22 protein-coding genes are annotated in these 23,734 nt (G+C 60.8%); 10 read left to right on the top strand and 12 right to left on the bottom strand.

Translation table 11 applies throughout. From position 1 onward, the window contains the following. Positions 1–27: 27 nt before the first annotated feature. Together QA644_RS35165 and QA644_RS11515 are read right to left on the bottom strand one after the other, a co-directional pair. The gene (locus QA644_RS35165) at positions 28–543 is read right to left on the bottom strand and encodes a class I SAM-dependent methyltransferase (protein WP_349254100.1); all 516 of its coding nucleotides are present in this window, start codon (positions 541–543) and stop codon (positions 28–30) included. Then, positions 434–1,174 carry a ribonuclease gene (locus QA644_RS11515; protein WP_283068514.1) on the bottom strand — a complete coding sequence of 247 codons (741 nt, stop codon included), beginning with the start codon at positions 1,172–1,174 and terminating at the stop codon, positions 434–436. The genes QA644_RS35165 and QA644_RS11515 overlap by 110 nt, the downstream gene beginning before the upstream one ends. Before the next feature lie 149 nt (positions 1,175–1,323). Here QA644_RS11515 and QA644_RS11520 point away from each other — a divergent pair, with 149 nt between their 5' ends. The 4 genes from QA644_RS11520 to QA644_RS11535 are packed head-to-tail and all read left to right on the top strand — an operon-like array spanning position 1,324 to position 6,106. After that, positions 1,324–2,253: an alpha/beta hydrolase gene (locus tag QA644_RS11520; RefSeq protein WP_283068515.1), complete on the top strand. Its 930-nt coding sequence runs from the start codon at positions 1,324–1,326 to the stop codon at positions 2,251–2,253. A 14-nt stretch (positions 2,254–2,267) separates the two neighbouring features. Further along, positions 2,268–3,218: a DMT family transporter gene (locus QA644_RS11525; protein WP_283068517.1), complete on the top strand. Its 951-nt coding sequence runs from the start codon at positions 2,268–2,270 to the stop codon at positions 3,216–3,218. Positions 3,219–3,236: 18 nt separating this feature from the next. After that, positions 3,237–4,451 (top strand): CaiB/BaiF CoA-transferase family protein, encoded by a 1,215-nt coding sequence (locus QA644_RS11530; protein ID WP_194730054.1) that lies wholly within the window; start codon positions 3,237–3,239, stop codon positions 4,449–4,451. After that, positions 4,448–6,106 carry a thiamine pyrophosphate-binding protein gene (locus tag QA644_RS11535; RefSeq protein WP_194730055.1) on the top strand — a complete coding sequence of 553 codons (1,659 nt, stop codon included), beginning with the start codon at positions 4,448–4,450 and terminating at the stop codon, positions 6,104–6,106. Before QA644_RS11530 ends, QA644_RS11535 begins: the two co-directional genes overlap by 4 nt. Positions 6,107–6,146: 40 nt before the next feature. Here QA644_RS11535 and QA644_RS11540 read toward each other — a convergent pair whose 3' ends face one another. The 3 genes from QA644_RS11540 to QA644_RS11550 all read right to left on the bottom strand — a co-directional run bounded on the left by QA644_RS11540 (position 6,147) and on the right by QA644_RS11550 (position 7,797). Then, positions 6,147–6,491, bottom strand: coding sequence for a RidA family protein (locus tag QA644_RS11540; protein WP_239598155.1), 345 nt, complete (start codon positions 6,489–6,491; stop codon positions 6,147–6,149). 56 nt (positions 6,492–6,547) lie between these two features. Further along, a complete protein-coding gene (locus QA644_RS11545; protein WP_074061771.1) occupies positions 6,548–6,886 on the bottom strand; it encodes a TIGR01244 family sulfur transferase in 339 nt (112 codons plus the stop codon). Positions 6,887–6,957: 71 nt separating this feature from the next. Then, entirely contained in the window at positions 6,958–7,797 is an 840-nt protein-coding gene (locus tag QA644_RS11550) for a DUF4432 family protein (RefSeq protein ID WP_283068524.1), read from the bottom strand. A gap of 245 nt (positions 7,798–8,042) precedes the next feature. Between QA644_RS11550 and QA644_RS11555 the strand changes: the two genes are divergently transcribed. After that, a complete protein-coding gene (locus QA644_RS11555; RefSeq protein ID WP_239598152.1) occupies positions 8,043–9,422 on the top strand; it encodes a L,D-transpeptidase in 1,380 nt (459 codons plus the stop codon). A 207-nt stretch (positions 9,423–9,629) separates the two neighbouring features. Here QA644_RS11555 and QA644_RS11560 read toward each other — a convergent pair whose 3' ends face one another. The 6 genes from QA644_RS11560 to QA644_RS11585 all read right to left on the bottom strand — a co-directional run bounded on the left by QA644_RS11560 (position 9,630) and on the right by QA644_RS11585 (position 17,271). After that, complete coding sequence (locus QA644_RS11560; protein ID WP_283068527.1) at positions 9,630–10,343, bottom strand: ParA family protein; 714 nt, start codon at positions 10,341–10,343, stop codon at positions 9,630–9,632. A 231-nt stretch (positions 10,344–10,574) separates the two neighbouring features. Beyond that, positions 10,575–11,729: an iron-containing alcohol dehydrogenase gene (locus QA644_RS11565; RefSeq protein ID WP_194727518.1), complete on the bottom strand. Its 1,155-nt coding sequence runs from the start codon at positions 11,727–11,729 to the stop codon at positions 10,575–10,577. Continuing rightward, complete coding sequence (locus QA644_RS11570; RefSeq protein ID WP_283068529.1) at positions 11,726–13,111, bottom strand: aldehyde dehydrogenase family protein; 1,386 nt, start codon at positions 13,109–13,111, stop codon at positions 11,726–11,728. Before QA644_RS11570 ends, QA644_RS11565 begins: the two co-directional genes overlap by 4 nt. Before the next feature lie 200 nt (positions 13,112–13,311). Next, positions 13,312–14,682 carry a glutamine synthetase family protein gene (locus QA644_RS11575; protein ID WP_283068530.1) on the bottom strand — a complete coding sequence of 457 codons (1,371 nt, stop codon included), beginning with the start codon at positions 14,680–14,682 and terminating at the stop codon, positions 13,312–13,314. A 149-nt stretch (positions 14,683–14,831) separates the two neighbouring features. After that, positions 14,832–16,379 carry an amino acid permease gene (locus QA644_RS11580; RefSeq protein WP_283068532.1) on the bottom strand — a complete coding sequence of 516 codons (1,548 nt, stop codon included), beginning with the start codon at positions 16,377–16,379 and terminating at the stop codon, positions 14,832–14,834. Between the two features lie 124 nt (positions 16,380–16,503). Continuing rightward, positions 16,504–17,271 (bottom strand): N-formylglutamate amidohydrolase, encoded by a 768-nt coding sequence (locus QA644_RS11585; RefSeq protein ID WP_283068534.1) that lies wholly within the window; start codon positions 17,269–17,271, stop codon positions 16,504–16,506. A gap of 181 nt (positions 17,272–17,452) precedes the next feature. On the opposite strand from QA644_RS11585, the gene QA644_RS11590 reads away from it, so the two are divergent. The 5 genes from QA644_RS11590 (at position 17,453) to QA644_RS11610 (ending at position 22,438) form a co-directional block, all read left to right on the top strand. Then, positions 17,453–18,325 (top strand): MurR/RpiR family transcriptional regulator, encoded by an 873-nt coding sequence (locus QA644_RS11590; RefSeq protein ID WP_074068961.1) that lies wholly within the window; start codon positions 17,453–17,455, stop codon positions 18,323–18,325. 190 nt (positions 18,326–18,515) lie between these two features. Continuing rightward, positions 18,516–19,619: an ABC transporter substrate-binding protein gene (locus tag QA644_RS11595; RefSeq protein ID WP_074068962.1), complete on the top strand. Its 1,104-nt coding sequence runs from the start codon at positions 18,516–18,518 to the stop codon at positions 19,617–19,619. A gap of 75 nt (positions 19,620–19,694) precedes the next feature. After that, positions 19,695–20,588: an ABC transporter permease subunit gene (locus tag QA644_RS11600; protein ID WP_022714326.1), complete on the top strand. Its 894-nt coding sequence runs from the start codon at positions 19,695–19,697 to the stop codon at positions 20,586–20,588. Then, a complete protein-coding gene (locus QA644_RS11605) occupies positions 20,585–21,370 on the top strand; it encodes an ABC transporter permease (RefSeq protein WP_039845389.1) in 786 nt (261 codons plus the stop codon). Before QA644_RS11600 ends, QA644_RS11605 begins: the two co-directional genes overlap by 4 nt. A 6-nt stretch (positions 21,371–21,376) precedes the next feature. Further along, on the top strand, positions 21,377–22,438 hold the full coding sequence (locus QA644_RS11610) for an ABC transporter ATP-binding protein (RefSeq protein ID WP_074068963.1): 1,062 nt from the start codon (positions 21,377–21,379) through the stop codon (positions 22,436–22,438). A gap of 285 nt (positions 22,439–22,723) precedes the next feature. Here QA644_RS11610 and QA644_RS11615 read toward each other — a convergent pair whose 3' ends face one another. Continuing rightward, positions 22,724–23,725, bottom strand: a complete 1,002-nt coding sequence (locus tag QA644_RS11615; protein ID WP_283068539.1) for an ABC transporter ATP-binding protein — start codon at positions 23,723–23,725, stop codon at positions 22,724–22,726. Positions 23,726–23,734 lie beyond the last annotated feature (9 nt).

A 23,734-nucleotide genomic window follows, 5' to 3' on the forward strand; every position in this document is an offset into this window, starting at 1 on the left:
TGGCAGCGGCACTGTCGTCCAGGTACATCAGTACGCCATGCAGCAAACTGCATCGAAGAGATGTTCTGATGCGAAATCAGTGATGCAGCCCAGCGCAAACTCAAGCCGGCTGCGCACTTGCTCCGGCAGCTCTGCCTTGCGCAGATTTGCCCGGCGCAGCATTTCAGGCGAAGCGTCAATGCCGTGAACTCTAAAACCGGCTTCGGATAGACGCGCGGATATCTCGCCATCGCCGCACCCCATATCCAGAACCGTTCCGCCGGCAGACGTGAGGCCGGCCACGACTTCGAACACCAGCTCGTGACGTATTTTGCCGCGTATCCCAGCCGAGTATCTCTGGTAGGCGTCCCCCACGCTTCCGAAGTCATCCAGCCGCATCGTTCTCCCACCCCGCTTCGAGCCGTGCTCCAGTCCCGAACCTTGCGACAAACTCTCAGAACCCCGCAGCGTCGACAACACCTTCGTCGCAGCCGAAGGAGGTGCGGCCGGCGTTTTGCATGAGTTTTGCAAGCCCCGCACCGGCGCCGGCGGCCGAGCCCGCATCCTCCGACAGCCCGATCGTCAGCTCGCTGATCACGCGGACGCCGCCCGGGCGCCGGCAGCTCATCTTCACACGCTCGCCAGCGCCCGCCCCGAAGCTCTTGTCGAAAGCCGTCTTGATCTGATCGGCCTTGACGGTCTTGCCGACATTCGCGGCAAAGAGGTCGCGCACCGCCGAGCCGTTGAGGTCATCCATCAGGCGGATCGCCACGCCGAAATAATCGTCGGCGCTCATCTTCGTGCAGGTGCCGTGCTTCGTCCATTCATGACGTTCGAGGCCCGATTGCGTTCCGGGCATGGCCTTTGCAAGGGCTGACGCATTCTCAACCGTCAGCTTGACCTCCGGCAGCTTTTGCCAATCGCCTTCTTTGTCGAAAGCCTGCAAGTCCTTCGATACACCGCAATAGTTCTGCCGCAGCGGCCACAGGCCGTGCAGCGAGAAATTCGTCGCGTCGAAGCGCTCCTTCGTCTGGCTGCTGCATTCCGGCTTCCTTTGGTTTGTCTGGCAGAATGCCGGCTGCCAACTTGCGGCAAGGATGAAGCGCGTTCCCCCTTCGCCTTCCTGGGCAACCGCAAAGCCAGCCAAAACCATTGACAGAACAAACGCCATCCAGCGCAGAAACACCCTGCTCATCGCCACTCCCCGCAGACAGAACAATTCAGGAACAAGTAAGCACGAAGCCCAAAACCCTGCAACCCTCACTCGCAGGAAATTCCACTGCAAACATGCCCCGGGATGTTGCATTTGGCCCGCGATCTGCTCTGTTGCAGCGGGAGGATGGAATGTTTTCGCAGACACAATGGCTTAAGACGCCCGAGGCGACGCTCGCCTTTCATCATGAGGCAGCCTGCGGCGGCCCGCGCGGCATCGTGCTGATCTCCCACGGACTTGCTGAACATTCGAAGCGCTACGCAGGCTTTGCCAAGGCGATGGCCGGGCGCGACTATCATGTCTATGCGCACGACCACCGGGGCCACGGCGAGACGGTGGCCGACGGCGCGCCGATCGGCCAGTTCGCCCGGCGCAACGGCGTGCAGCAGGTTCTTGCCGACATGGTCGCCATGCGGGACTATGCGGCAGGGTTCCATCCAAACCTTCCCGTGATCCTCTTCGGCCACTCCATGGGCGGGCTGATCGCGCTCAACGCTGCAGTAACCTATCCGGAAAAATTCGGTGCCCTCGCCGTGTGGAATTCGAACTTCGCTGTCGGTCTGACAGGCCGGGCCGCGCAAGCCATCCTGCTTGCCGAGAAAGCCCTGAAAGGTTCCGACGTTCCGAGCGGCCTGCTGCCGAAGCTCACCTTCGACACCTGGGGCAAATCCATCCCCGGCCACCGGACGGAATTTGACTGGCTCTCCCGCGATCCGGCCGAAGTCGACAAATATATCGCCGATCCGCTCTGCGGCTTCGATGCTTCCGTTTCGCTCTGGCTCGACATATTCGAACTCACCTTTCGCGCGCCGCAGAAGCGGCATCTCGACAGGCTGCGAAGGAACCTGCCAATCCACCTCGTCGGCGGCGGAAAGGATCCAGCGACCGATTTCGGAAAAGCGGTGATGTGGCTGTCAAACCATTTGAAACGGCACGGTTTCTCCCGTATCACGGCCGAAATATATCAGGATAAGCGGCACGAGACGCTGAACGAGATCGGCGCCGAAGCGGCGATTTCGGCCTTTGCCGATTGGTGCGATGAAGCAACCGCAAGATCCTGACCAGCGGACCGGAAATGAACAGCGCAATAACGAAGAATAGCTCCTCCGAAGTCAGCATGGGCCTGATGCTCATGTTTTTTTCGGTGCTCGTATCGCCTCTGATCGATATTTTCTCCAAGCTTGCCATCACGACGATTCCGTCTGCGGAGATCACCGCAGCACGCTTTGCCATACAGGCTCTCTGCATGCTTCCGATCGTGATCTGGCGCAAAAAACTGACGGATTCGTCATGGAGGCAGAGCCTCTTCCACGCGATCCGCGGCGCCATCATTACCATTTCGATGATCTCGTTCGTCACCACGCTGAAATACATGGCGGTTGCAGATGCGATCGCGATCTTCTTCGTCGAACCCATCATCCTCACCATTCTGAGCAGCCTATTTCTCGGCGAGACGATCGGCTGGCGGCGCTACACAGCCTGCGGCGTCGGTTTCTTCGGCGCGATACTGGTCATTCAGCCGAGCTTCCAGGAAGTCGGCTACGTGGCGCTGTTGCCGGTCGTCAGCGCAGTCTGCATCGCCATCTCCGCAATGATGAACAGGGCCCTGGCGCAGCGCGAGGACCCGTGGGTGATGCAGTTTCACATGGGCTTGTGGGGTCTGCTCGTTTGCGGTGTCCTGCTTTTCTTCGCCCGAGGAAGCGGCTCGGATGTGTTCGAACCGGTAATGCCAACCATGATAGGTCTCGTCTGGCTCCTCGGCGTCGGCGTAACGGCCGCGATCGCCAGCATCCTCGGCGTCTATGCTTATCGCTCCGCACCCGCCTCCACTTTGGCGCCGCTGCAATATTTCGAGATCGTCTCGGCCACGATCTTCGCATGGCTGGTTTTTGGCGATTTTCCCGACGCCATCAAATGGCTGGGCATTCTCATCATCATCGCATCCGGACTTTACATCATCTGGCGCGAGCGCCGCTTTGCATCCAAACCCGTATCCGATACATCTGAGGCAACGCGGGCACCATGATCCGTTCTTGGGAGGAACATGACGGACAGTCGTAAGAAACCGCCGCTTGCCGGCATCAGGGTGATCGAGCTCGCCCGCGTCCTGGCGGGCCCCTGGGCCGGGCAGATGTTGGCCGATCTCGGCGCAGACGTCATCAAGGTCGAAAATCCGGACGGCGGCGACGATACGCGGCAATGGGGGCCTCCCTTCGTCGAGGGCGGCGACGGCGAAAACCTTTCAGCTGCCTATTATCACTCCGCCAATCGCAACAAGCGCTCTGTCACGGCCGATTTGAAGACCGAGGAAGGCCAGTCGCTGGTGCGACGGCTCGCGGCAACGGCCGATGTCCTGATCGAGAATTTCAAGCTCGGCGGCCTCGTCAAGTACGGCCTCGACTATGAGAGCCTGCGCAAGATCAATCCGAAGCTCGTCTACTGCTCCATCACGGGCTTCGGCCAGTCTGGCCCCTATGCCAGCCTCGCGGGCTATGATTACATCGTCCAGGGCATGTCCGGCTTCATGTCGATCACCGGCGAGCCGGATCGCCAGCCGATGAAAGCAGGCGTCGCCATCGCCGATATCTTCACCGGCATCTATGCCGTGGCGGCGATCGAGGCAGCCCTCATCCATGCGCTGAAAACCGGTGAAGGCCAGCTTGTCGATATGGCGCTGCTCGACGTGCAATCCGCCGTGCTCGCCAATCAAAACATGAACTATCTGGTCTCTGGCCGCGCGCCGGCGCGGCTCGGAAATGCCCATCCGAATATCTCTCCTTACGAGGTCGTGCCGAGCGCGGACGGTTACCTGATCCTTGCCGTCGGCAATGACAACCAGTTCCGGCGTCTCTGCGTGATCCTCGGCCTCGATGGCATCGCCGGCGACGAGCGCTTTTCGACCAACAAGGCCCGCGTCGTCAACCGCGACGAGGTGCGCCGCCTGATCTCGACCGAGACGTTGAAATGGCAAAAAGCCGACTTGCTGAAAGCCTGCGAAGAAAATGCCGTGCCAGCCGGCGCGATCAACACGATCGAGGAGATGTTCGCCGATCCGCAGATAAAGGCGCGCGGACTGCGCATCGATCTGCCGGATGCGGCAGGAAACGTGATCCCCGGCGTGAGGACGCCGGTTGTGCTCTCCGAAACGCCCCTGCGTTACGAGAGGCCGGGCCCTCGGCTGGGCGAGCATCAGGAAGAGGTTCTGGCTGAGCTCGAGGCATTGGAGCGCGCCGAACGGGAGGGGAAATCCGCACTATGAAGAAGACCGGCGGCGAGCTGATTGTCGAAGCGCTGAAGGCAAACGGGGTCAAGCGACTTTCCTGCGTGCCCGGGGAAAGCTTCCTCGCCGTGCTGGACGCGCTTTATGACACCGATATCGAAGTGATCGTCTGCCGTCAGGAAGGCGGTGCCGCGATGATGGCCGATTGCTGGGGCCGGCTCACCGGCGAACCCGGCATCTGTATGGTCACCCGCGGGCCTGGCGCCACCAACGCCACGGCGGGCCTGCATATCGCCAGGCAGGATTCGATCCCGATGATCCTCTTCATCGGTCAGGTCCAGCGCGATGCCCGCGAGCGCGAAGCCTTCCAGGAGGTCGAGTTCCGCCGCGCGCTGACCGAATATGCCAAATGGGTCGGCGAAATCGACGATGCGGCGCGCATTCCCGAGTTCGTGACCCGCGCCTTTGCCATTGCCACCTCCGGCAGGCCCGGGCCTGTCGCGCTGTCACTGCCCGAGGACATGTTGCGCGACGAAGTAGACGCGCCGCGCGCGAAGCCTTATGCCCGCGTTCCCGCTCATCCCGGGCGCCGTCAGGTCGACGATTTCTACATGCGGCTGCTGAAGGCCGAACGGCCGATGGTCATACTCGGCGGCACACGCTGGGATGCAGATGCGGTTGCCGATTTCCGCGTCTTTGCCGAACGCTTCAAGCTGCCGGTCGGCTGTTCCTTCCGCCGCCAGATGCTCTTCGATCACCTTAGCCCGGGCTATGCCGGTGATGTCGGCATCGGCATCAATCCGGTGCTGGCCAAGGAGATCAAGGAGAGCGATTTGCTCATCCTGCTCGGCGCCCGGATGTCGGAAATGCCGTCGTCAGGCTATACGCTGGTCGACGTCCCCTACCCGGCGCAATCGCTCGTCCACATCTATCCCGACCCGTCCGAACTTGGCCGCATCTACCGTCCGGACCTTGCGATCTGCGCATCGCCGCAGGACTTCGTCGCCGCCCTTACCGATCTCGAAGCGCCTGCCGAACCGCGCTGGGCGGAACGGACGCAGCATATGCACCAAGCCTATCTTGCCTGGTCGAGGCCGCCGCAAACAGGCCCCGGCGCCGTTCACATGGGACCGATCATGGAATGGATCGAGGGCAACACGAAGGCCGACACGATCTTCACCAATGGTGCCGGCAACTATGCCACGTGGCTGCACCGCTTCCATCGCTTCCGGCAGTTCAATACGCAGGCGGCCCCCACATCCGGCTCGATGGGTTACGGCCTGCCGGCTGCCGTGGCCGCCAAGCGGCTTTTTCCGGAGCGCGAAGTCATCTGCTTTGCCGGCGACGGCTGCTTCCTGATGCACGGGCAGGAATTCGCCACCGCCGTCCGCTACGACCTCCCAATCATCTCTCTCGTCATCAACAACGGCATCTACGGCACGATCCGCATGCATCAGGAACGTGACTATCCCGGCCGTGTCAGCGGTACGGATCTCACCAATCCGGATTTCGCGGCCCTTGCCCGCGCCTATGGCGGCCATGGTGAAACGGTGGAGAAAACCGAGGACTTCGCGCCGGCTTTTGAGCGGGCCCGCGCCAGCGGCAAGCCTTCGATCATCGAGGTGAAGCTCGATCCCGAGGCGATCACGCCGACACGCACGCTTACCGAAATCGCACAAACAAAAAGCCGGTGAGCGAACCCACCGGCTTTGAAACTGGCAAATGGCGCCGATCTTAGTCGATTGCGGCGATGACGATGAACTCGACCTTGTACTTCGGTGCGGCGAGCTTGGCCTCGCTGGTGGCGCGTGCCGGCGTGTTCTTCGGGTCGACCCAGGCTTCCCAGGCAGCATTCATTTCCGCAAAGTAGGAAATGTCGGAGAGATAGATCAGCGTCTGCAGAATCTTCGACTTGCTGGAACCTGCAGCAGCAAGCAGACGATCGACTTCGGCAAGCGCCGACTTGCACTGATCGGTCACAGTCTCGCCTTCGCCGACCTGACCGGCGAGGTAGAGGGTGTTGCCGTGGATGACCGCGCCGCTCATGCGGGCGCCGACGTCGATACGCTTTATGCTCATGATGTTCTCCTGAGTTTTATGAAATAAAGGGCACGGCCGAAAGCCGCGCCAAAAGATCAGCCGCGAATATGATGGGTCTTCTGATAGATCGCGGTAGAGCGTGCGCCGGAACGGCAATAGCCGAGCATCGGGCGCGGAAATTCGTCGAGTGCGTCGACCATGCCTTGCACGGCTTCCTCCGTCACGCCCATCGCGCCGACGGGCACATGCGCGATGTCGAGGCCGAGTTCCTTGGCGCGGGCTTCGATCACCGAAAACGGCGTCTGGTCCGGGCTTTCCTGGTCCGGGCGATGGCAGACGATCGACTTGAAGCCCATCGCCTTGATCTGGTCGAGATCTTCCAGCGTGATCTGGCCGGATACCGAATATTCGTCGTCGATCTGGCGGATGTCCATCGCGCGTTCCTCCTGAAAATCAATGGCAGAAGCTCTACGATGCGGGACCGGAAGCGTCAACAACAGTTCGCTCAGAGGAAGGCGAAGCGAAGCGCATAGCTGCGGCTCTCGCCCGGCTGCAGCATGTTGAACTCGCCGCCTGCTTGAAGCTCGCGACGCGAGACCCAGCGATGCGAAACCGGTTCGATGCCGAAAACGTCCGCCGGCGTCTTCTGGTTCCGCCAGACCTGCAGGTGCGGCAGCGTATCCGCGCGGAAACGCACGCACAGCGTCTTGCCGCTTGCGGCTTTCATCGGACCGAGCCGGACTTCGGCAAAGCCATCCGTCACGGCCGGGGCCTCGATGCAAAAGAGGCCGCCAAGCTCTTCGCCGAAGGTCCATGGAAAACCACCGCCTTCGAGCATCGTCCCTTCCAGGCGCGTACCGGCATCGAGCCATTTGCCGCCGGTATTCATGTGGTACATCAGGAAGGTCGGCACCGCCTGATCGCTGGTGTTGACGACCCTGTCGTCCAGCGAGACCTCCCCTGTCGCGCCGTCGATGCGCCAAAGCCGTTCGATCCGCTGCGGCAATCCTTCGACGGTGACGATATCGATGTGGGCGCAGCACTCGGCATTGCCGTTTTCGAATTTGGTCCAGAGAACCTTGGCCGGATGACCGGAGGCCGAACCGTGCAGCGGGTAGACCTTGCCATCCGTGCGCCCCGTGATCGGCTCGCGATGGCGGATGTGATCCGGACCGCAGGTGAAGAGAAAGCCTTCGAGCGAGTGGTCGATACGCGAATCGCCGTCGTCAGGGATGGCCCGCTTCGGCGCGACATCGACGCCGTCGACGATGCATCCGCCGATATCCATCACCGATGTTTCGTCCAGCATCAGGCGCGGCCCCTTGGCGGCGGCAAACTCGATCATTGCAATTCCTCCCGATCTTAAAGCTGCCGTAGGGTTAGGATCCGTCCGCACATTCGTCAATTGCGGCAAACCTGTTGCGCACAACCGGCGATGCGCCATGGAACCCGCTTGCCAAACCAAACGTTTTGCCTCAGGCAGAAAGCACGGTAATTTTCATCTTTTGTTTAGTACGAATTCATAAATTCCACACTAGCGTCAAAATTCGCAGGTGTGTGTCGGCCAAATCACTGTTCGAGGTGTAAGACGTGAATCGCTTTTTGAAATCGGGGATGTCCCTCGCCGCAGTCGTGCTGGCCCTTGCCGCTGCCGCACCGGTTGCCGACGCGCAACAGTACGGCCGCCGCCAGCGCGATGTCGTGATGGTGACTCCCGACGGTGCGATCATCGATTACATTCCGCCAGGCGCCGACGTCTATTATTCGCGGGATCGCAACGGCAACCGCGTCCTGCTCGATGGTTACGGCAACGTCGTCGCGACGGAAATGCGCGGCAGCGGCTATTATCCGCGCGCCCCTGCCCGCGAAGCCCATAACAATGACCCCTACTACCCGGACAACAGCTACGGCAGCACGCGTTATGTGGAGCGCGGCGCCGTGACCGGCTCGATCCCGCGCGATGCGGAAATCCAGCGCGATCCACTTTACGATCAGCCCTATCCGGATGCCAACGGAGAAAGCTACCCGCAGAACGAGGACTATGCGTCGATCGAACCGGATCAGCCGTTCCCGGGCGACATGCAACCGAAGCCGCCCTCAGAACCGGTCATCACGCTCAAGGGAAAATCGAAGCCTGAGATCGTCGCCATCCAGGTCTTCCTCGACCGCGCGGGCGTTTCTCCGGGCGTCATCGATGGCCACATGGGGTCCAACGTCACCAAGGCGATCTATGCCTATGAGCAGATGACCGGCGAAAAGCTCGACCCCAACAATACCGAAGCGATCCTCGAGCAGCTGCGCCTGTCGGGCGGATTACCCGTCACCAGCTACACGATCACGCCGGCAGATGCCGCCGGGCCTTATGTGGCCGCGATTCCGGAAGACTATTCGCAAAAGGCGCTTCTGCCTTCGATGGCCTACACCTCGACGACCGAAATGCTTGCCGAGCGCTTCCACATGGACGAAGCCTTCCTCAGGGAAATGAACCCGGGCGCAGACTTCACCGTGCCCGGCACGATCATCAAGGTCGTCAATTCCGGGCAAGCCAAGACCGGCGCCGTCGCGAAGATTCTCGCGGACAAGGCCAAGAAGCAGGTCTTCGCCTATGACGCTGCTGGAAATCTCGTCGCCGCCTATCCCGCCTCGATCGGCTCCAGCGATACCCCTTCGCCCTCCGGCCTCGTCAACGTGGAACGCGTCGCTCTGAACCCCAGCTATACCTACAACCCGAAGATCAACTTCCAGCAGGGCGCAAACGACCGCATCCTGAATATCCCACCTGGCCCGAACGGTCCCGTCGGCACGGTCTGGATCGCCCTTTCAAGGCCGACCTACGGCATTCACGGTACGCCGGAACCATCCAAGATCGGCCGCACCCAGAGCCACGGCTGCATCCGTCTGACGAACTGGGATGCCACGGAGCTCGCCAAGATGGTAAGGCCCGGCGTGACAGTCGAGTTCGTCGATTGAATCCTCTGCCCCTCCGCCTGCCGGCACCTTTCCCCTTTCTGACGGGGAGAAGGGAGATATGCCGCATCTTCTCCGTTTCTCCTGGCCATTTCGCAAGCGGTTCCTCGCCCCGTTCACCGGGAGATGGTTAGGGTGAGCGCGTCCGAGCCGAGCCCAAACAAGAAAAACCGGATCGCTCCGGCGGTCGGTTCAAATCATCCCCAATATTCAAGCCGCCGAACGGATCAGTGGTCCGGTTGTCCGGGCGCAAGCGGCTAGCTTGGCCGGCACCTTGCGAATGATTTCCTCGGCAAAACAGAGCGCATTCTCGCAGGCCTTCTCCAGATTGGAAACCCGCATCGGGTCCATATCGTGCAGCGTGCCGCCGCAATCGAAGATGTCGCGGAATGCCGCACGCTCGATGATCGCCGTATCGAGGACCGGAACGTTCCGCTCGTTGAGCAGCGCCTTGACGAGTTGCAGTGCACGGGTGGTCACCATTGAATTGACACGGGTAAGCACCACCGAATGGCCGATCTTGATGCCCGCCTTCTCATCCAGATACTGCAGCAATTCCAGCACCTGCGCCCCGCCGCGCGCATCCATGGCACAGCCCTGGATCGGGATCAGCACATGCTCGGAGAGGCCGATTGCGGTGGCCAGCAGCGGATTGCGGGCGCCCGGCAGGTCGATGATAAAGTAGTCCGTGGAATGCTTGTTCTCGCTGATGTGCTGCGGAAGCGAGGCGGACGTCACGAAGTCGATGACCTGAATATTCGCCACATGGCCGGAAATCTCGTGCCAGCGGGAAATCCAGTGTTGAGGATCGGCATCGAGAATGGTGATGCGGTAACCTTTGCGGGCAAGTTCCGTCGCGAGCAGAAGGACGGCCGTGGTCTTGCCTGCCCCGCCCTTGGTGTTTGCAAACGTGATGACTGGCATGTTCGATCCTCGAAGGGAAATATCGCGAGCCGGATATCGCTCTCTTTGCGCACTTTCGGGTTCATCGTGCGGTTAACGCATCCTTTCCGATGATGGTTAACAAAATCCAAACAAACGCGCCGAAATTGCAGCCCGCATTTTTCACATCCCTAAAAGTTGGGATGCCGGAAAACGAAAAAAGCCCGGAAAGCTTGGGCTTTCCGGGCAAGTTTTGACGGTCCGCCTTTTTGATCAGAAGCAGTCTTTGAAAAGCGTCTTGGTATTTTCGAGCGTCATCGGGACGGGATTGCCGCCCGCGCTCGGGTCTTCGATTGCCATCGCCGAGAGCGCGTCGATCCGGTCCGGTGCGATTCCCATGGCCGAAAGGCTTTCCGGAACCCCGAGTTCAAAGCGAAGCTTCAGCACGTAATCATAGAAACCGTCGAAGCCGCCGGAGATGCCGAGATAGGCCGCAGCGCGTGCGATCTTCTCTTCGATCGCTGCGCGGTTGAAGCGCAGCACCGCCGGCATCACGACGGCATTGGTCATGCCGTGATGCGTGTTGTAGACGGCGCCGATCGGATGCGACAGCGCATGGATGGCGCCGAGGCCCTTCTGGAAGGCGACAGCGCCCATGGCGGCAGCCGCCATCATGTTGGCGCGGGCTTCGAGGTCGGTCCCTTCCTTATAGGCACGTGGCAGGAATTCCTTGACGAGGCGCATGCCTTCCAGCGCGATACCGGCAGACATCGGATGATAGAAGGGCGAGGAATAGGCTTCCAGGCAATGCGCAAAAGCATCCATGCCGGTCCCGGCGGTGATGATCTTCGGCATGCCGACGGTCAGCTCCGGATCGGCGATGACGACGCCCGGCAGGAATTTTGGATGGAAGATGATCTTCTTTACATGCGTTGTGGAATTGGTGATGACGCTGGCGCGGCCGACTTCCGAGCCAGTGCCGGCCGTCGTCGGCACCGCAACGATCGGCGCAATGCCCTCGACGCTCGCACGCGTCCACCAGTCCCCAATATCCTCGAAATCCCAGACCGGACGCGTCTGGCCGGCCATGAAGGCGACGCACTTGCCGAGATCGAGGCCCGAACCGCCACCGAAGGCGACGACGCCGTCATGGCCGCCGTCCTTGAAAGCCTTCACGCCGGCATCGAGGTTCATCTCGTTCGGGTTCGGATCGACGTCTGCGAAGATCGCGCGGCCGAGGCCTGCATCTTCCAGGATGTCGAGCGCATTCTTGGTAATCGCCATCGAGGCCAGGCCGCGATCGGTAATCAGCAGCGGCTTCTTCATGCCAAGGCTCTTGCAGGCGTCCGCCAGCTCCTTGATGCGGCCGCGGCCGAGCTTGACGGCTGTCGGATAGCTCCAGTTGGCTGTGATATTGCTGCTGCTCATGCTGTGACTTTCTTGAGGTGATAAGATTTCGGGCGCGTCAGATTGTGGAAGCCGATGATCGACAGCGAGCCGCCGCGGCCGGTTTCCTTGACGCCGGTCCAGCAAAGCGCCGGATCGAGGTAATCGGCACGGTTCATGAAGACGGTGCCGGTTTCGATTTCGCGGCCGAGCCGTCCTGCCCGCTCAGGGTCCTTCGTCCAGAGCGAAGCCGTCAGCCCGTACTGGCTGTCGTTCATCAGCGCGATGGCTTCGGCATCGTTCTTGACCTTCATGATGCCGACGGCCGGGCCGAAGGTTTCTTCGCGCATGAAGGCCATCGAGTGATCGACATTGACCAGAATCTGCGGCGCGAGATAGGCTCCGCCGTCATCTTGCGGGAAGAGCTTCGGATCGATTAGCGTCCTGGCACCCTTCGAGACGGCATCGGCGATCTGCTCGCGCACGACCTTGGCGAAACGCTTGTTGGCCATTGGACCGAGCGAGGTTTCCGGATCGAGCGGATTGCCGAGTTTGTAATTGGAAACCCAGGCGACCGACTTCTCGACGAAGCTGTCATAGAGCGACTCGTGCACATAGATACGCTCGATGCCGCAGCAGCATTGGCCGGAATTGTAGGTCGCGCCATCCATCAGCGTATCGACGGCCGCATCGAGATCGGCGTCTTCCATGACGTAGCCCGGATCCTTGCCGCCGAGCTCGAGGCCGAGGCCTGTAAAGGTGCCGGCTGCAGCCCGCTCCATGGAACGCCCACCTTCGACCGAACCCGTGAAGTTGATGAAATTGAAGCTTCCTGCCGCAATCAGCGCCGAGGTCGTTTCGTGATCGAGGAACACGTTCTGGAAGACATCCTCCGGAACACCTGCCTCGACAAAAGCCTGAACCAGCCGCTCGCCCACCAGAAGCGTCTGCGACGCGTGTTTCAGGATAACGGTATTGCCTGCCATCAGCGCCGGAGCGATGGTGTTGATCGCCGTCATATAAGGGTAGTTCCACGGGGCGATCACGAACACGACGCCATGCGCTTCACGCTCGATACGGCGCTCGAACTTGTCGCTCTCTTCGACAACAAGCGGCGCCAGCGCGTCGGCAGCGATCGACGCGACATAGTTGGAACGCTCGTTGAAGCCCCGATATTCGCCGCCATACTTGACCGGCCGACCCATCTGCCAGGCGAGCTCCGGCACGACGAGATCGGACATCTCGTTGAGCCGCGCGACGCCTTTGAGCACAAGCTGCACGCGCTCCTCCAGCGGCCGCTTCGCCCAGGCCGTCTGCGCCTTTCGGGCGCGGGCGATAACGTCCTTAGCCGCCTCTAGCGAGAGCGCCGAGCGCTCTGCGAAAACCGATCCGTCGACCGGCGAAATGCATTGGATCATAGTCATGATCGAATCCTGCCTTTGTATTCTTCAAATCTCTTCGGGCACCAGCCCCTCATCCGCCGGCCGACACCTTCTCCCCGCAAGCGGCGCGAAGGAAGTATGCCGCACCGGTCTCGTCAATCGCAACGCCCCTTAGGGCAAGTCCCCTCGCCCCCTCAAAGCGGGTCAGGGTGAGGGCGAGCAACGACAGACCGCAAAATGCCTTACGCCCTTTCAAAGCCTCTCGCCACTTCCCAATCCGTCACGCGGCGGTCGTATTCCTCCTGCTCCCATTCGGCAGCGCGCGTGTAATGGTCGATGACGTCGTTGCCGAAAGCCTTCCGCAGCATCTTCGATTCCGTCATGGCGACCGTCGCGGCACGAAGCGTGTGTGGAATCTCGCGGATATCGCGCGCGCCATAGGCGTCGCCGACGAATGGCGCTTCGAGTTCGAGCCTGTTCTCAATCCCCTCGATGCCAGCCGCCAGCAGTGCTGCAAACGAGAGATACGGATTGAGGTCCGAACCGCCGACGCGGCATTCGATCCGGATCGCTTTGGTGTCGTCGCCGCACAGGCGGTAGCCGGCGGTGCGGTTGTCCTTGCTCCAGATCGCCTTCGTCGGCGCGAAGGTGCCGGCCATGAAGCGCTTGTAGGAATTGATATAGGGCGCCAGGAAATAGGTGATCTCGCTCGCGTGGGCGAGAAGGCCGGCCACGTAGTTCCGCATCAACGGCGACATGCCGTATGTACCCTTCTCATCGAAGAACAGCGGCGTCTTGCCGTCGGCGCTCCAGAGCGACTGATGGATATGAGAGGAGCTCCCGGCCGACGTATAGCTCCATTTGGCGAGGAAGGTGATCGCCTTGCCCTTCGACCAGGCGATTTCCTTGCAGCCGTTCTTGATGATGGCGTGCCGGTCAGCCATCGTCAGCGCGTCGGCGTAGCGCACATTGATTTCCTCCTGCCCCGCCGAAGCCTCACCCTTGGAATTCTCGACCGGAATGCCCGCACCCTGCAAACCGGTACGAATCGCCCGCATCACATCCTCTTCCTTGGTCGTCTGGAAGATGTGGTAGTCCTCGTTGTAGGCGCTGGCGAGCTTGAGATTGCGGTAGCCGGCGGCATGCGCAGCCTCATAGGTCTGGTCGAAGAGGAAGAATTCGAGCTCGGATGCCATGAAGGCCTTCATGCCCATGTCTTCGAGGCGCTTGACCTGCTTCTTCAGGATGGCGCGCGGCGAATGCGGCACCTCTTCGTGCGTGTGATGGTCAAGCAGATCGCAAAGGACCAGTGCCGTTCCTTCGAGCCAGGGAATGCGGCGCAGCGTCGAAAGGTCCGGTTTCATCGTGTAGTCGCCGTAACCCTTCTCCCAGCTCGTCGCCTTGTAGCCGGAGACGGTTTCCATCTCCATGTCGGTCGCGACGAGATAGTTGCAGCTATGCGTTTCCTTCCAGGCGCTTTCGAGGAAATATTCCGCCTGGAAGCGCTTGCCCATCAAGCGGCCCTGCATGTCCACCTGGCAAGCGAGAACGGTATCGATGCGCCCTTCGGCCACGTCCTTCTTGAGATCATCGAAAGTATAGCTGTTGCTCATCATTTATCCGCCTGAAATCTGGATTGGAAACTCGGGGCAATAAAACGGCATGCAGGGGCCGCCATGACCGACCAGATGCCTTTTCGTTGAACCGGTGATGGGGCCGCGCGAACGGCGGCCCCGCCATTTGAGAGGGAAGGTCGGTTTTCTTACGCTTCGCCAACGGCCTTTTCGGCAGCCGCGATTTCAGCCTGGCGCTTGGCGACTTCCTCGCCGATCGGCGGGCCCTTGAAGCGGCGCTTTTCGAAGCCGTACCAGACGACGCCAGTCACAATAAGGAAGCCGACGGTGATGTAGAGTGCCCAGTCATTCGGCGGCTGGATGCCGAGAACGAAAATAAGCACCATTGCAATGATCGAGAGCACGGCAAAGAGCTTGAACATCGCCTCGCCGAGGTTCCACGGCCCCATCTTGTCCCACTTCGACGTACCCCAGGCGAAGAGGCCGAGCGTGATCGGGATCGCGAAGGAGAAGAAGAGGAAGATGACGGTGCACGAAACGACGATGGTATAGACCGGCGTATCGCCGATCGAAACGAGCGACGAACCCCACACGAAGAGGACGGCGAGGATAGAACCCGTCCAGATCGCGGCAACCGGCGTGCGGTGCTTCGGGCTGACCTTCGACAGTGCCTTGGATGCCGGCAGACCGCCGTCACGCGAGAAGGCGAAGATCATGCGGGAAACCGAGGTGACCGTTGCGAGGCCGCACAGCCACTGGCTAATGAAGATGGCGAGGTAGAGCAGATCCTTGACGATCGGGTTCACCTGGCTGTCCATCGCCCAGAAGAACACGTTCCAGCCCTGCTTGGCAGCTTCGTCCATGCTGGGCAGCATCAGAACGAATGAGCAAAGCATGATGTAGCCGAAGAGCGCCGACCAGAGCACGGAGGAAATCATGCCGCGCGGCACGGAATGCGCCGCCTTTACGGTCTCTTCCGACGTATGCGCCGAGGCGTCATAGCCGGTGATCGTGTAGATCGGCAGCAGGAGGCCGAGTAGGAACACCCAGGTAGCGGACGTCGCCGGCCACACGTTGCCGCCGGTTTCGCCCGAATAGTTGGAGAAGGTGAAGAGACGGCCGAACTCGTAGGACGGAGCAGCGATCAGGCAAACTGCGGCAAGCGCGATTGCCGTCGCGAAGATCAGGTAGCCAGAGAAGTCCGTGAGCTTGGCGGTCAGGCCGATGCCCATATGGTTCACGAGCGCCTGCGCACCGGTGATGATGATCAGGAAGACGATGCGAACGAATGTCGTGTCCGCCAGCCCGAGATAGCTCGTGCCGAAGGAGCCCATGAAGAAGTAGTACGTACCGACGTTGATGGCACCGAGCACCGTCACGAGGCCGAGCAGGTTGAACCATGCGGTCAGCCAGCCGGTGAAGCGGTTGCCGAGGATGGAACCCCAGTGGTAGAGGCCGCCCGCGGTCGGATAGGCGGAGCTGATCTGCGCCATCGCAACGGCGAAGACGAGCGAAATGAAGCAGCCGAGTGGCCAGCCGATGCCGATCGCAGCACCACCCGCGCCGGCAGTCGCCTGCGCCAGCGAATTGATGCCGCCGGAAAGGATGCAGATGATCGAGAAGGAGACGGCAAAGTTCGAGAACGAGCTCATCCGCCGTTCCAGTTCCTGGGCATAGCCCATCGAATGCAGGATGTTCATATCCTGCTTCTTATCAAGTTCGGTATAGTCCGACATGACTTCCCCCTGTTTGACGATCAGCAGCGGAATTGCCGCAGATCCAGTGCCAAAGTTGCCCGCTGGCTTTCGCCATACGGACAGATCGCAGTTAGACTGCTCCCTGGGGTCTTTTCTTTTATGGTCAGGCTTCCAGTCCTTGCTGGAGGAGCCCTGTCAGATAGTCGGCCATGACCCCTTGGCCGGCATCGTCGCTGATAAGGTCGTTGCGGACCTCGATCATTACATTGCGGAGCCCGTTCGAGAGCCCGTGCAGGATCAGCGTGTGCGTCACGCCGTCCTCAGGGCCATAGGGCTCGTTGCGTTCGGTTTTGTAGAGCGGCGCGTCAGCCGCCCCTGCCAACATGCTGTCTGCCAGCCGGCTGTCGGCATCGTGCAGGATGCCGAGCTCGATGGCACGCTCCTTGCCATTATAGACCGGCGTGAAACTGTGAACAGTGACGATGACCGTCTCCTGCCCCTGCGCCTGACGGTCCTTGACGAGGCGGCTTACTGCATCGTGGAACGGAAGATACAGCGCTTCGGTACGGGCCTGCCGCTCCTTTGCGCTCAGACTCTGATTGCCGGGGATGGCATAGATTTCGCTCTTCTCGGGCATTGCGCCCGGCGATTCCGGCGGGCGGTTGCAGTCGTAGATCAGACGAGAGAAGCGCTGAAAGACGAGTGTTGCGTCAAGCGCCGTCGAGATGCCGCGTGCAACGGCCAAAGCGCCTGGATCCCAGGCGATGTGGCTATTCAACGCTTCTTCGGAAAGGCCGAGATTGCCGAACTGCTCGGGTAGCGCTCGCGAGGCGTGTTCGCAGATGACCAGCAACGGGCTCTTGCCGTGCGGCCGCTCGATGCCGACGCAGTCTCCATCCGCTTCGCTTAGAATCTTGAGCTGAGTGAGCACCTACCCGCGCCTGCCCTTCCCTTAATAAAATCTTTACAAGAAAAGAATTCTTCAGTCTTCGGGCGGTGTCAAGCGCGCTCTGAAAATTTCTTTTCATGACAGTGGTTGACATGGATTGTGACAGCGTTGTTAACTTTGAGTGGGAAAGTGGCACAAGACCAATCCCGGGGAGCAAGATCGCGTGAGCGCTGCGTCGAAGACGGTTTCGGACGTCATCCATTCGCATTTCGAAGCGCTGACGCGCGCCGAGAAGCAATTGGCCGAGAGTCTGCTGGATAACTATCCCGTTTCAGGGCTGGGAAGCATCACCACGATTGCCGAAAACGCCGGCGTCTCGACGCCCACCGTCGTCCGCATGGTCCAGAAGCTTGGCTTCAAGGGTTACCCGGATTTCCAGGCGCATCTGCATCAGGAGGTCGAAGCGACGATCTCCAATCCGATCGCCAAGCACGACCGGTGGGCTTCCAATGCGCCGGGCACCCATATCCTCAACCGTTTTGCCGATGCCATCATCGCCAATCTGCGCCAAACGCTGAGCGGTCTCGACACCGCGACCTTCAACAGCGCCGCTGCCCTGCTTTCGGATCGCAAGCGCGGCCTTTATTTCGTCGGCGGTCGCATCACGGGCGCGCTTGCCGAATACTTCTTCACCCACATGCAGGTCATCCGGCCGAATACCGCCCTCTTGTCGTCCAACTCGTCGAGCTGGCCGCAGTATGTCCTCAACATGAATGCCGGCGATCTGCTGATCATCTTCGACATCCGCCGCTATGAGCAGGAGATGGTGAGCCTTGCCCAGGCGGCCCGCACGCGCGGCGCCGAAATCATCGTCTTCACGGACCAATGGGGATCGCCGGCGGCAAAGCTTGCGAGACACGCCTTCCGCGTCCAGATCGAGGCACCGTCGGCTTGGGATTCCTCGGTCGTCACGCTCTTTATCGTCGAAGCGCTCATCGAAGCGGTCCAGAATACCACCTGGGACGAGACGAAGGAGCGCATGAAAACACTGGAGGGCCTGTTCGAACAGACCAAGCTCTTCCGAAAACCCGGCTAGGAGGAGAGGCAGGAACGAACAAAAACAATGAGGCTGCGTGAAGGAAATAGAACTGCGTGTCGCAGACGAAACAGAGTTCGAAAAATACTGGAAATCATAAGAAAAACGAACGTCACGCGACCGTCATACAAGCTTCATGCAACGCCAGTAACAGCATCGCCAGACCACTGAAAACCGAAGGAGAACAACAGTGATCTCTAACATTTCTCGACTGCTCTCGCTTTCTACTGCGATCGTCGTAGCTTCGACTGCGATTGCCGCAGCAGAACCGAGCGCCGAACTCATCGCTGCCGCCAAGAAGGAAGGCACGCTGACGACCATCGCTCTCCCGCACAACTGGTGCGGCTATGGCGACGTCATTGCCGGCTTCAAGGCCAAGTATGGCATCGAAGTCAACGAACTGAACCCGGACGCAGGTTCGGGCGACGAAATCGAAGCAATCAAGGCCAACAAGGGCAACACCGGCCCGCAGGCTCCAGACGTCATCGACGTCGGTCTCTCCTTCGGCCCGTCGGCCAAGGCTGAGGGCCTCATCCAGCCCTACAAGGTCTCCACCTGGGATTCCATTCCGGACTCCGCCAAGGACGCCGACGGCTTCTGGTACGGCGACTACTACGGCGTTCTTTCGTTCGTCGTGAACACCGACATCGTCAAGAACGTCCCGAAGGATTGGGCCGACCTGAAGAAGTCCGAGTATGCCAACACCGTTTCGCTCGCTGGCGATCCGCGCGCTTCCAACCAGGCTGTTCAAGCCGTCTACGCCGCTGGTCTTGCTGCGGGCGAAAAGGATGCCACGAAGGCTGGCGAAGCAGGTCTTGCTTACTTCGCAGAGCTCAACAAGGCCGGCAACCTCGTTCCGGTCATCGGCAAGTCCGCGTCGCTGGCTCAGGGTTCCACCCCGATCATCGTCGCCTGGGACTATAACGGCCTCTCCTGGCGCGACAGCCTCAACGGCAACCCACCGGTTGAAGTCGTCGTTCCGGCCTCGGGCGTCGTTGCCGGTGTCTACGTTCAGGCGATCTCCGCCTTTGCTCCGCACCCGAATGCTGCCAAGCTCTGGATGGAATACCTCTATTCCGACGAAGGTCAGCTCGGCTGGCTGAAGGGCTATTGCCACCCGATCCGCTTCAACGACCTTGCCCAGAAGGGCCTGATTCCGAAGGAACTGCTCGACAAGCTGCCGCCGGCTGAAGGCTATGCCAAGGCTATCTTCCCGACGCTCGACGAGCAGGCCGCAGGCAAGACCGCCATCACCACCAAGTGGGACAGCGTCGTCGGCGCCAACGTTCAGTAAGGCATGACATCCGGCCTCCCCCGCCCTTATAGCGGGGAGGCATTTTCTTTCACTCCGACGCCCCCGGATGAGCGCATGAGCACCGTTTCAACGCCTATGGCGAGCACCGCCCCCCTGATCAATAAGGATCGCGTGATCGACTGGCTGGGTATCGCGCCCTTCGTCATCTTCGCTCTGCTGTTTCTGATCATCCCCACGCTTTATCTCGTCGTCGGCGCCTTCCTCACGCCGGAAGGCGAATTCACGTTCAAGAACATCGGCGATCTCTTCACGCCGTCGATCATGAGCGCCTATTGGATCAGCATCCGCGTGTCGGTGGCTTCCGCCCTCGGCGGTGCGCTGATCGGCTTCTTTCTCGCCTGGGCAGTCGTCCTCGGGGGGCTGCCCTCCTCTGTCCGCTCGACGCTTTTGACCTTCTCCGGCGTCGCATCGAACTTCGCCGGCGTGCCGCTTGCCTTCTCGTTCCTGGCAACGCTCGGCCGCACCGGCCTCGTCACCATCTTCCTGCGCGACTGGTTCGGCTTCAATCTCTACGGCACCGGATTCAACCTTTTATCCTTCTTCGGCCTCACCATCACCTACATGTACTTCCAGATCCCTCTGATGGTGCTGATCCTGACGCCGGCGCTCGACGGCATGAAGAAGGAATGGCGCGAGGCCGCTGAAATCCTCGGCGCCACGAACCGCCAGTACTGGACGATGGTCGCCCTGCCGATCCTCTGGCCGAGCCTGCTCGGCACGACGCTGCTGCTCTTTGCAAACGCCTTCGGCGCCATCGCCACAGCCTATGCGCTGACAGGAAGCTCCCTGAACATCGTTCCGATCCTGCTTTACGCGCAGATCCGCGGCGATGTTCTTCACAACCCGAACCTCGGCTACGCGATCGCGCTCGGCATGATCGTCATCACCGGCGTCTCCAACGTCCTTTACCTGATGCTGCGCATGCGCGCCGAACGGTGGCAGAAATGAAAGCTCAACGTCTCGGCGCCTGGATCGCCATCTTTTTGGGTGCGTCCTACTTCATCATTCCGCTGATCGGCACCATCGAGTTTTCGCTGCGCATGCGCCGCGGCGTATACAGCTTCGATGCCTATCAGTCGGTGTTTTCGGACATCCAGTTCCGCGAGACCTTCGGCTATTCCATGCTGATGGCCCTTTTGACAATCGTCTTCGGCATGCTGCTCGTCGTGCCGACGGCCTATTGGGTTCGCCTGCGCCTGCCACAGATGCGCCCGATCGTGGAATTCGTGACGCTGCTGCCGCTGGTTATCCCGGCGATCGTCATAGTCTTCGGCTATCTGCGCATGTACAATTCATCGTCGGTCCTGCCGTTGACGGGTTCTACGACCGGTACGAACATCCTGCTCGTCTGCTCCTACATCACGCTGTCGCTGCCCTACATGTATCGAGCGGTCGATACCGCCATGCGCGCCATCGACGTCCGCACGCTGACAGAGGCGGCCGAAAGCCTCGGTGCCAGCTGGCCGACCATCATGTTCCGCTGCATCTTCCCGAACGTCATGAGCGGCGTGCTATCCGGCGCCTTCATCACCCTGGCGATCGTCATGGGCGAATTCACGATGGCTGCCCTCCTCAACCGGCCGGCCTTCGGGCCTTATCTGCAGCTGGTCGGCGCCAACAAGGCTTACGAGCCGTCGGCGCTCGCCGTCATTGCCTTCTCCATCACATGGCTCTGCATGGGTCTGCTCAACCTCATCTCCCGCTTCCAAAAATCCGCCCCCGCAAGGTAACTGGCCATGTCATTCCTCACGCTGACCAATCTTCAGAAGTCCTTCGGCCAGGTTCAGGTCGTCCATAATTTCAACATGAGCATCGAGAAGGGGGAATTCGTCTCCTTCCTCGGGCCGTCGGGCTGCGGCAAGACCACGGTGCTGCGCATGATCGCCGGCTTCGAGACGCCGACCGGCGGCAGCCTCTTCATCAACGGCAAGGATCAGCGCCCGCTGAAGCCGAACCAGCGCAACATCGGCATGGTCTTCCAGGCTTACGCGCTTTTCCCGAACATGAACGTGCACGACAACGTCGCCTTCGGTCTCAAGGTTGCGGGCATGCCGAAGGCCGACATCGATGCGCGCGTGAAGGAAATGCTGGGCCTCATCCGCCTCGACCATCTCGCTGATCGCTTCCCCTACCAGATGTCCGGCGGCCAGCAGCAGCGCGTGGCGCTTGCCCGCGCGCTTGCCGTCAAGCCGCAGGTTCTGCTGCTCGACGAACCGCTTTCCGCGCTCGATGCGAAGATCCGCGTGTCGCTGCGCGAAGAGATCCGCCTCATCCAGCAGAAGCTCGGCATCACCACCATCTTCGTGACGCACGACCAGGAAGAGGCGCTCTCGATCTCCGACCGTATTGTCGTCATGAATGCCGGCAAGGCGGATCAGATCGGCACACCCTTCGAGGTCTACAACACGCCCGCAACCCGTTTCGTCGCTTCCTTCGTCGGCACGCTGAACATGATCGAGGCGAAGGTCGTCGATCCGGCGGCAAACCGCATCCAGATCGGTGACCAGGGCGTGACGCTCAAGCAGTCGCTCGCAGCCTACAAGGCGGGCGAGACCGTTTCGCTGGCGCTTCGTCCGGAAGCGGGCTCGCTTTCCGACAGCGTCAAGAGCGATACGGCGCTGACCGGTCAGGTCATCTCCGCCCACTTCCTCGGCTCCGTCATCCGCACCCGCATGAATGTCGGCGGCAACGTCATTTCCTTCGACATGTTCAACAGCCCGGGCGTCACCCCGCCGCAGGCAGGCGAAACCGTCACGCTCCGCTTCATGGCCGCCGACCTGCTCGTCGTCCGCGATTGATCTTGCTTGAATAATCGGACAAGGGCGCCATTCTCCGTGGCGCCTTTTTCTCGATGCTGCTGGCCTGGATCCTGTCGGCCGGGATCGTCGTCACCACGCGGATCTCTTCATCGCCGTACTGGCCTTCATCCTCGGACTTTACCTGATGCCAAGGGCGACAGCGTCGAAGCCGATATCGGCATCGAGGAGCGAACGGAGCGGCTGGCGCTAAAGGCGCGAGGGAGGTCCGTATGGCACGAGGGTGCGGCAGGAGGCTGCGGCTCCACTCTTGCGTTCCAGTCGCCCCTACCGTATCGCCTGCTCGTTTTCATCGAAGCGATGCATATGCGCATTGTCCGGCGTCGCATAAACAATCTCGTCCGGCTCGTACTTGTGTTCGCCAAAGAGGCGCGCCGTCAGCAGGCCGCACTGGTCGGTCTCCAGATAGACGATCGTATCGGCGCCGAGATGCTCGACATGCACGATTTTCGCCTTCCAGGTCCCCTGCTCGCGTGAAAGCGTCAGATGCTCGGGACGAACACCGATCGTCCTCGCCTGCTTTTCGCTGAGCTTTTCTGCCGGGATAAAGTTCATCATCGGCGAGCCGATGAAGCCAGCGACGAAGACGTTGGCCGGACGTTTGTAGAGTTCCATCGGCGAACCGACCTGCTCGATCGCACCGGCGTTCAGCACGACGATCTTGTCGGCCAGCGTCATCGCCTCGACCTGGTCGTGGGTGACGTAGATCATCGTCGCCTTCAGGCTGCGATGCAGGCGGGCGATCTCCAGGCGCGTCTGGACGCGCAGCGCCGCATCGAGATTGGAAAGCGGCTCGTCGAAGAGGAAAAGTTCCGGTTCGCGCACGATGGCGCGGCCGATCGCGACGCGCTGGCGCTGGCCGCCGGAGAGCTCGGCCGGCCGGCGCGCGAGATAAGGCCCCAGCGACAGCATCGACGATGCCTTGCCGACGCGCGCCTCGATCTCGTCCCTCGGCATTCCGGCCTGCTTCAGGCCGAGTCCCATGTTGTCCTTCACGGTAAGGTGGGGATAGAGCGCGTAGGATTGGAAGACCATGGCGATACCGCGCTTGGCGGGCGGCGTCAGCGTCTCGTCCTTGCCGTTGATGAGGACGGCGCCGGAGGTCACGTCTTCGAGACCGGCGATGCTGCGCAGCAGGGTCGATTTTCCGCAGCCAGACGGTCCGACGAAGATGACGAATTCGCCGTCCCTGACCTCAAGGTCGATGCCCTTCAGCACCTCATGCGTGCCATAGGTCTTGCGTATGGATTTGAGTTGAAGCGATCCCACTAGTCGTTC

It is taken from the genome of Rhizobium sp. CC1099 (assembly GCF_029714385.1).
Classification (GTDB): domain Bacteria; phylum Pseudomonadota; class Alphaproteobacteria; order Rhizobiales; family Rhizobiaceae; genus Rhizobium.

Coding starts and splice junctions, on each gene's coding strand:
- QA644_RS35165 (WP_349254100.1), bottom strand. CDS start 543: ATGCGGGCTCGGCCGCCGGCGCCGGTGCGGGGCTTGCAAAACTCATGC.
- QA644_RS11515 (WP_283068514.1), bottom strand. CDS start 1,174: ATGAGCAGGGTGTTTCTGCGCTGGATGGCGTTTGTTCTGTCAATGGTT.
- QA644_RS11520 (WP_283068515.1), top strand. CDS start 1,324: ATGTTTTCGCAGACACAATGGCTTAAGACGCCCGAGGCGACGCTCGCC.
- QA644_RS11525 (WP_283068517.1), top strand. CDS start 2,268: ATGAACAGCGCAATAACGAAGAATAGCTCCTCCGAAGTCAGCATGGGC.
- QA644_RS11530 (WP_194730054.1), top strand. CDS start 3,237: ATGACGGACAGTCGTAAGAAACCGCCGCTTGCCGGCATCAGGGTGATC.
- QA644_RS11535 (WP_194730055.1), top strand. CDS start 4,448: ATGAAGAAGACCGGCGGCGAGCTGATTGTCGAAGCGCTGAAGGCAAAC.
- QA644_RS11540 (WP_239598155.1), bottom strand. CDS start 6,491: ATGAGCATAAAGCGTATCGACGTCGGCGCCCGCATGAGCGGCGCGGTC.
- QA644_RS11545 (WP_074061771.1), bottom strand. CDS start 6,886: ATGGACATCCGCCAGATCGACGACGAATATTCGGTATCCGGCCAGATC.
- QA644_RS11550 (WP_283068524.1), bottom strand. CDS start 7,797: ATGATCGAGTTTGCCGCCGCCAAGGGGCCGCGCCTGATGCTGGACGAA.
- QA644_RS11560 (WP_283068527.1), bottom strand. CDS start 10,343: ATGCCAGTCATCACGTTTGCAAACACCAAGGGCGGGGCAGGCAAGACC.
- QA644_RS11565 (WP_194727518.1), bottom strand. CDS start 11,729: ATGAGCAGCAGCAATATCACAGCCAACTGGAGCTATCCGACAGCCGTC.
- QA644_RS11570 (WP_283068529.1), bottom strand. CDS start 13,111: ATGACTATGATCCAATGCATTTCGCCGGTCGACGGATCGGTTTTCGCA.
- QA644_RS11575 (WP_283068530.1), bottom strand. CDS start 14,682: ATGAGCAACAGCTATACTTTCGATGATCTCAAGAAGGACGTGGCCGAA.
- QA644_RS11580 (WP_283068532.1), bottom strand. CDS start 16,379: ATGTCGGACTATACCGAACTTGATAAGAAGCAGGATATGAACATCCTG.
- QA644_RS11600 (WP_022714326.1), top strand. CDS start 19,695: ATGAGCACCGTTTCAACGCCTATGGCGAGCACCGCCCCCCTGATCAAT.
- QA644_RS11605 (WP_039845389.1), top strand. CDS start 20,585: ATGAAAGCTCAACGTCTCGGCGCCTGGATCGCCATCTTTTTGGGTGCG.
- QA644_RS11610 (WP_074068963.1), top strand. CDS start 21,377: ATGTCATTCCTCACGCTGACCAATCTTCAGAAGTCCTTCGGCCAGGTT.